We start from the raw sequence: 237 nt of genomic DNA on the forward strand, positions 1-237 counted from the left end.
CTAATCGTGGTGATGGTAGTATGGGTACTACAGTATCTGTAATAGATGGATCAAACAATGGTGTCATTGCTACTATTACTGTTGGAACTGGTCCTTATGAAATAACTACCAATGAAATTACCAATCGTATTTATGTTACAAATTACCTTTCAAATACAGTATCTGTAATAGATGGATCAAATAATGGAGTCATTGCTACTATTACCGTTGGAACTGGCCCTGATGACATTGCAGTCA

The 237-nt window shown here is 35.9% G+C and carries 1 protein-coding gene; it reads left to right on the forward strand.

All coding sequences use genetic code 11. The annotated features are described in order from the left end of the window. Nucleotides 1-20: 20 nt before the first annotated feature. The coding region (locus JDS99_RS31515) for a YncE family protein (RefSeq protein ID WP_369413409.1) at nucleotides 21-237 on the forward strand (217 nt) is incomplete at its 3' end.

Origin of the sequence: Bacillus cereus group sp. N6 (assembly GCF_016483705.1) — a bacterium.
Taxonomy (GTDB): Bacteria; Bacillota; Bacilli; order Bacillales; family Bacillaceae_G; genus Bacillus_A; species Bacillus_A wiedmannii.